The sequence below is a fragment of the Microvirga yunnanensis genome, assembly GCF_025460875.1.
This window is the reverse complement of the sequence record NZ_JAMXFI010000089.1, coordinates 25,966-32,310: the sequence shown is the minus strand read 5'-3', so window position 1 is coordinate 32,310 and position 6,345 is coordinate 25,966. Positions and strand designations below refer to the sequence as shown.

General features: G+C 62.9%; 7 protein-coding genes and 1 pseudogene. 3 read left to right on the top strand and 5 right to left on the bottom strand.

The window, feature by feature from the left end:
• Positions 1–855: 855 nt before the first annotated feature.
• Positions 856–1,026, bottom strand: a pseudogene (locus tag NF876_RS30820) (IS110 family transposase); the annotation flags it as partial.
• 152 nt (positions 1,027–1,178) lie between these two features.
• Here NF876_RS30820 and NF876_RS30815 point away from each other — a divergent pair.
• On the top strand, positions 1,179–1,403 hold the full coding sequence (locus NF876_RS30815; protein ID WP_262272076.1) for a Rossmann-fold NAD(P)-binding domain-containing protein: 225 nt from the start codon (positions 1,179–1,181) through the stop codon (positions 1,401–1,403).
• Positions 1,404–1,412: 9 nt separating this feature from the next.
• On the opposite strand, the gene NF876_RS30810 is transcribed toward NF876_RS30815, so the two are convergent.
• The 3 genes from NF876_RS30810 to NF876_RS30800 form a co-directional block, all read right to left on the bottom strand.
• Positions 1,413–2,051 (bottom strand): class I SAM-dependent methyltransferase, encoded by a 639-nt coding sequence (locus tag NF876_RS30810; protein ID WP_262272075.1) that lies wholly within the window; start codon positions 2,049–2,051, stop codon positions 1,413–1,415.
• Positions 2,052–2,190: 139 nt separating this feature from the next.
• Entirely contained in the window at positions 2,191–2,805 is a 615-nt protein-coding gene (locus tag NF876_RS30805; RefSeq protein WP_262272074.1) for a DUF938 domain-containing protein, read from the bottom strand.
• 239 nt (positions 2,806–3,044) lie between these two features.
• Positions 3,045–3,755 carry a gamma-glutamylcyclotransferase gene (locus tag NF876_RS30800; protein WP_262272073.1) on the bottom strand — a complete coding sequence of 237 codons (711 nt, stop codon included), beginning with the start codon at positions 3,753–3,755 and terminating at the stop codon, positions 3,045–3,047.
• 128 nt (positions 3,756–3,883) lie between these two features.
• Here NF876_RS30800 and NF876_RS30795 point away from each other — a divergent pair, with 128 nt between their 5' ends.
• On the top strand, positions 3,884–4,414 hold the full coding sequence (locus tag NF876_RS30795; protein WP_262272072.1) for a 2'-5' RNA ligase family protein: 531 nt from the start codon (positions 3,884–3,886) through the stop codon (positions 4,412–4,414).
• A gap of 124 nt (positions 4,415–4,538) precedes the next feature.
• Entirely contained in the window at positions 4,539–5,006 is a 468-nt protein-coding gene (locus NF876_RS30790) for a GNAT family N-acetyltransferase (RefSeq protein WP_262272071.1), read from the top strand.
• A 236-nt stretch (positions 5,007–5,242) separates the two neighbouring features.
• On the opposite strand, the gene NF876_RS30785 is transcribed toward NF876_RS30790, so the two are convergent.
• Positions 5,243–6,283: an IS110 family RNA-guided transposase gene (locus NF876_RS30785; RefSeq protein WP_262272070.1), complete on the bottom strand. Its 1,041-nt coding sequence runs from the start codon at positions 6,281–6,283 to the stop codon at positions 5,243–5,245.
• Between the last annotated feature and the right edge of the window lie 62 nt (positions 6,284–6,345).

Below are 6,345 nucleotides of genomic sequence, written 5' to 3'. Positions count from 1 at the left end.
TCAGCCACCCGCACCCGCAGATCGAGAGAATAGCAGTGACCCATGATCCACCTCCCGTTCCACAGAGTGAATCACAGATCTCACCAAGCCAAAACCCCGGGAGTCGGATTTCCTGTCCGGTGCTCTAAGCCCAAGCATCGGCCACACTCGGCGCTTGACGGCGCGACGATCCTGCTCGATGCGGTTGTCATCGGACATGGATCGGCCGACACCTACATCCCGGTTTCTACAGGCTGGCGGATCAGGTATCCGCAGCGCACTGGGATAGGGGTGTCGGAAGCACTTAAGGTGGTCAGGCCGAGTTGCCTGATGAGCTGAGAGCTCAAGTTGCTATCTGGCCGCCCCTTGGACTGGCGCGGGTGCGCTGCGAGCGCGGGTTCGTAGTGTTCATGTGGCCCGCAGGCTCCCGAGGTTGTTCCACCGAACAGCTAGTCGCAGTCATCATAGTGCCAGTTAGAGCCTAAAGGACGGTCCAGTTGCTGGCCCATCCAGCCCATATTCAGGTAGCCGCTAAACAGCCGTTTGATTGATATCAGGAGGGGGTCTGCTAGCTTCGCATCTGGTTGAAACAAGTGGGTCATGGGGAACCCTCTGTCGATGATACTCCCAGCCGGATCAGCCTCTGCCCGAAAGGCTGAACTCGCAATCGGGCCTTGGAGCTACTCCGGATGGGGAGCTTATCGCATAATGGGGTGAGAACAAGACCCCCCAAACACGCGTCGGCATTATCAAGCAAGCACATCTTTTCTTTTGCAGCTAAGCTTTTGCGTGAAATTCTGATCTCGTGATCTAGGCCGGATCAGGAGGCCAGCGTGCAGCTGTCTGTCGGCCAGATACTGAGTAGGGTCACTACTGAGCCTCATTGGCGTGGATCTGGCACGCCAACCCCAGCGCCCGTTCCACGCCGTCCGGAAGAACGATGCCGAACTCGGCTAGGATGCCGCAGATCATGTTCACCAGCTGCGTGCGTTGCCTGACCAGAAGGTCGCGGGTGCGATGAAGCGACAAGACGGATCGACCATGACTATCCGCTGATGATCGCACAGCTCACACGCCAGCACGGCGCGCGAGCCTTTGCGTTGAACTCGGCAACAGGGGCTGACCCAAGCTCGCGGTTCTTCTACAACCGCGTCAAAGGAGAGGTGGAGGAGGCGATTCGAGGTGTCGGATCCCCATCCTTGACCATCGTTCGCCCTGCCCTGATCGGAGGTGACCGGGACGAGTTCCGGCCCGCGGAGTTCGCGGCCATGCGGATCCTTCGGCTGGCCGATCCGCTCCTGCCCCGCCGCTACAGGATCGTGCCCCATGAGCGGATCGCCAGGGTTCTGTTGGAGGCGGCGGCCACCGCCCCGTCCGGGGAGCACATCATCGAGTCAGAGGCGATCACGGCGGCGAGAGGTTAGATTCCAGGCTCAGCCGACTCCGCCCCGGGTATGATGCCGTTGAAACCGGGTGAACACGAATCGCTGTTGACTGCCAGACGGTGTCCGATGGTTCTCCTCGACAGCATCCAGGAGGTCGAAGTCGGACCCGAGCAGGATTGCAATCGCGGCTGGGTCCGCCCGCAGGACTGGCAGGCCGCTGCAGCGCTCCGGCCCGCTCGGCGCAAAGCCAGAAATCAGAGCGTAGCCACCAGGGTTCACCGCCTGGCGAAGTGCCTCCGCGTAAGCTGCCCGATCCCGCGGCTCCGTCAGGAAATGCAGGGTGGCCCGGTCATGCCAGAGGTCAACGGTGAAGTCGGGCTGCCATGCCGCAATGTCGGCAACGATAAAGCGGACCGAATGTCCATTGCCGCCAAGGCGCGCTCTTGTCCGCTCCAGGGCAACCGCCGAGACGTCGAGGACGGCAATGTTGGTAAACCCCTCCTCAAGAAGGGTGTCCGGCAGGCGCGAGGCCCCTGCCCCGACATCGAGGATTACAGCGTCTTTCGGAAGGTTGCAGGCGCGTATCAGGCGCAGGGAGGTTTCCGGCGTTGCCTGGAACCAGCTGACCGCCTCGTCCGCCTTGGTTGTGAAGACCCCGTCCCAATGCTCCGGACGTGTGCTTGGCATGGTCATCCCCCTGCCGGACTGGCCTTGGTGGGCGAAACAGCCCCGGCCTGACGATGATCGGGGCTGCTGCTATTGTACAACGTCCTCCGCCCCACCGTTCATCTTAACCGGGATCCCCAGGTAGCGGATTCCGAGCCTCTTACTTCCGGAATACGAGGCTGAAATTGTGGGCCGGCATTGTGATGCGCTCGACGAGTTCGAGCCCATGCCCTCTTGCGAGGTCAGCCACCTCTTCCAGATCACGGACACCCCACTCCGGATTCCGGCGTCTGAGGTCCTGGTCAAAGGCCTCGTTGCTGGGAGCCGTGTGGGCGCCATTCTCCTTGTAGGCTCCATAGAGAAAGAGCACGCCGCCCGACGGAAGCACGCGCCCTGCCCCGCCCATGAGCCCCTGCGTCGCCTGCCAGGGAGAGATATGAACCATGTTGATGGCGACGACTGCGTTGGCCCGCTCCACGGGCCAGTTTGGGGCGGCGGCATCCAGCTTCAACGGCGCAAGGAGATTGGGCAGCCCTGAAGCGGATCGATGAGCCGCGATGCTGTTCAGAGCCTGCTCATCCTGATCGGTGGGTTGCCACGTCAGGTGCGGCAGCATGGAGGCGAAATGAAGGGCGTGCTCGCCGGTCCCGCTGGCAATCTCCAGAATCAGTCCGCTGGCTGGGAGAACCCGCTGCAGGACGGCCAGAATGGGATCCCGGTTCCGTGCCACCGATGGCGAGGTCAGGGCTGCATCCATGTTCCGTGAGTTCGTCATGACGATAGCCGATTTCCTCATACGCACGTCGGGCAGGCCGGGCCGTTACGTCGGATACAAAGCGCCATTACCGGTAAAGTCTGTCAGCGCTCTTTAGCGGATTCGACGCATTCAGCACTGTAGCATGCTTGTTAGGCCCGGCATGGGTCGAGCAGCAACGATCCCCTCCCCGTCGGGAGCGGCCCTTCCCCGCAGGCTGGCCGTGGCAGCCTGTGCGTCCACCAGATACCCTCTCTGTCTCATGGAAGTTTGGATGTTATGCAGCCTGTCGGATCGGATGTACCGAGCTTGATCCGCTCCGCGACTAGGGTTTGCAGGCGCCAGAGGTTACGATCACGGATGCCTTGCTCCTCCAGGTGCGCCACCGTGTTGTGGAGATACTCGGCGCAGGAGCCCCAATGGCCGCAGGCCTTCGCCAGCACATTGGCAACCTGCTCCGGCGGCAGCCTACCCGTGTAGAAGCGCGACCGGCGGTTCATCACGAAGGCAATAGCACTAAGCGGACCTTGCTCCGTCTGGACGGTGATCCAGCGCGGAATGTTGTTGGGCGGCTTCACGGTGATCTCGCGCCTGACCAGCTTTTGGAGTTGCCCTTCCAGATTGTCCCCTGGCAGCCTGAACACGACACCTCGGCACTGGCCGCCGCGGTCGAGGGACATCATTAGCCCGGGCTGCTCCCGGGTGCCGCGGAAGCGCTCAATCCGGAAGCAGAACGAGCGGTGCCACCCTTGGGCCGTGCCCCGCCGCGTCTCCACGTGCTCCAGCTCGGGCTTCCAAATCAGGGAGCCGTAAGCGAACAGCCAGGTATCCGGCCCGTCGGGGCGAGAGGCCATGAGGCCCTGCACGAGGGCGTGATAGTCTTCATCCCCATGATAGGTCCAGGTCGGATCGGGGCCGGGATCCTCCAGGACGCGATGGACCTGCGCCACGTGCTCCGGCGTGAGTGCCATGTGCCGGCTTCGCATCAGAATACCCTGCTGACAATGGGCTGTCGCTGCCCGATGATACTCGCAGGCGAAGGCGGTGTCGCGCACTCGGAATCCTCACCATTGCCCGCTCTCCGCTATATGGAACCGGCATGGCTTTTGCGATCAGCCTCAAGGCGGTGAACGACGCCGCAGACCCGATCAGGGCGCTGTGGAAGGAGGTTGCGCGCTTCGAGAGCCGTGCTTCCATGGGGGCCCTGGGCTACCCGCCCCATCTCACCTTGGCTGTCTACGACAAAATTCCTCCGGTCCAGGCAAGCGATGTACTCCGCGAGGCATTCGCAGGGATGCCCGTCCTCCGCCTCACCTTCACGAGGCTGCGCTTCTTCGATGACCCGCTGGTGCTTTGGGCGGAGCCTTCCCCTTCTGCCGATCTCACCAGCGCCCATGCAAGGGTGCATGCCTGCATCGATCCCCGGTTCTGTCATCCACATTATCGGTCTGGTGCCTGGGTTCCCCACTGTACGCTGGGAACGCAGATCCTGCTCAAATACCGAGCGGAAGCCCTGGCACTTGCCGCCCGTCCCATCTCGGCATTCGAGGTCGTCTTCGATGTCGCGGACTGTGTTTCCTTCGCACCCGTGGTCGTTATGGCCGAGCAGCCGCTTGCCCGACCCGGGTAGCCCGGTGCATCCTCGTGTGAGAGGAACATCTGCCTCATTCCGGCAGGCTTTGTGGAGCACTGTTTTCGGCCCTCACCGCATCCCGATTTGACGCTCCAAAGCAGATCAGTTGGAGGGTGGACGCATGTTGAAGCCATTCACCACGGAACGCCTCGCAATCCGTCAGCTGGAACTCCAGGACGCCCCCGAACTGGCCAGGATCAGCGACATCCCGGCCGTGAGCCAGTGGATGGCCTTCATGGAAGGTGGCTTCCCGCTGGAGAAGGCGCAGGCCCTCATCGCCAGCCAGGATCAGACTAGGGAATACTTCTTTGCGGTGCGGCTGCCCGATGGGACGCTGATTGGGGCCATGGGGGTCATCGATCACCCCGATGGGACCATCGAGGTCGGCTACTGGTTCGGTGTCGACCACCAGGGCAAGGGTTATGCGTCGGAGGCCCTCCGGGGAACGCTCGATCAGATTGCCGCCGATCCTGCGCTGGGACCTCGTCCGGTCTTTGCCGAATGTCGACCGGACAATGCCGCTTCCATCCGGCTGCTGACCATATGTGGACGGCCCCCGCCTCGCAAGAAGATTTCAGCAATGGTTTGATCGGATCGCTTGCGGTCATATGTTCGGCCTGTGAGTTCGGTCGCACATGACCGTTGGCCAAGATGGTTTCCGCGACACGAGGTCCAAACAAGACTGCGACCTGTCAAGGCCATTGGCCAGCACGGAGTCTCTCGTGTCTTGGATCGATCGATCACACCATCTCCTCGTTTCCTTGCAAGACCCGGCCTCAGCCCGGCGCGGGAGCAGTGTCGGCGGCTGCCCGCATCGGCTGATTTCTAGGCAGCGCACGCCGATGCGGGCGGGGCTGCTGAGGCTTTGTAACCCTCGCCCGTGACCATGAGCTTCCACGCGATCCGGGCGATCTTGTTGGCCAGCGCCACCGCCGCCAGCTTCGGCGGCTTGCGCTTGAGCAACTCGATCAGCCACGGCGAGGCGGAGCCGCGGCCGCGCCGGAGCTGCTGAATCACCGCCGTGGCGCCCACCACCAGCACGCTGCGCAAGGCCTCATCACCCGCTCGCGTAATCACCCCCAGCCGAACCTTGCCGGCAGTGGAGTGATCCTTTGGGGTCAAGCCGAGCCAAGCGGCAAAATGGCGTGCCGAGCGGAACGCCTCAGGTGCGGGGGTCTTCATCACCAGCAGCGAGGCGCCGATCGGCCCCACGCCGGGGATCTTGGCCAGACGTCGGCTGCACGCATCGGCCCGATGCCAGGCCATCAGCTTGTCATCGACCTCCTCGAGCCGGGTCTGCAGCTGGGCGAATTCTTTGGCCTGCATCGCAAACAACTCCCGCGCCAGAGGCGGCAGGGTATCGTCATCTCTGATCCGCTCCAGCAACGGCTCGATCTTCCCCAGCCCCTTGGCGGCCACCAGCCCGAACTCCGCCGCGTAGCCCCGGATCGCATTGGCCAGCTGGGTGCGCTGGCGGATCAGCCGGTCGCGCAAGCCCACCAGCATCAGGGCAGCCTGCTGCTCGGGGGTCTTGACCGGCACGAAGCGCATGCTCGGCCGGCTCAGCGCCTCGCAGAGCGCCTCGGCATCGGCGGCATCGTTCTTGCCGCGCTTAACGTAGGGTTTCACGTACTGGGGCGGGAGCATCTTCACCTGATGTCCCAGCGACTGCAGCAGGCGGGCCCAGTGGTGGGACCCGCCACAGGCTTCGATGCCGATCACCGTCGGCGGCAGCTTCGTGAAGAAGGCGATAAGATCCTGGCGCCGCAGCTTCTTGCGCAGGACCGGCTCTTCAGCGGCATTGACCCCGTGCAGCTGGAAGACGTGCTTTGACGTATCGATGCCGATGCGAATAATCTGGTCCACGGACGGTCTCCTGTGTTTGAGATCAGCAACGACCTCATTCTGGCACAGCGATGCCGTAAGGG

Excerpts from the sequence above, each read along its gene's own strand:
- NF876_RS30810 (WP_262272075.1), bottom strand. The coding sequence starts at position 2,051 with ATGCCAAGCACACGTCCGGAGCATTGGGACGGGGTCTTCACAACCAAG.
- NF876_RS30805 (WP_262272074.1), bottom strand. The coding sequence starts at position 2,805 with ATGACGAACTCACGGAACATGGATGCAGCCCTGACCTCGCCATCGGTG.
- NF876_RS30800 (WP_262272073.1), bottom strand. The coding sequence starts at position 3,755 with ATGGCACTCACGCCGGAGCACGTGGCGCAGGTCCATCGCGTCCTGGAG.
- NF876_RS30795 (WP_262272072.1), top strand. The coding sequence starts at position 3,884 with ATGGCTTTTGCGATCAGCCTCAAGGCGGTGAACGACGCCGCAGACCCG.
- NF876_RS30790 (WP_262272071.1), top strand. The coding sequence starts at position 4,539 with ATGTTGAAGCCATTCACCACGGAACGCCTCGCAATCCGTCAGCTGGAA.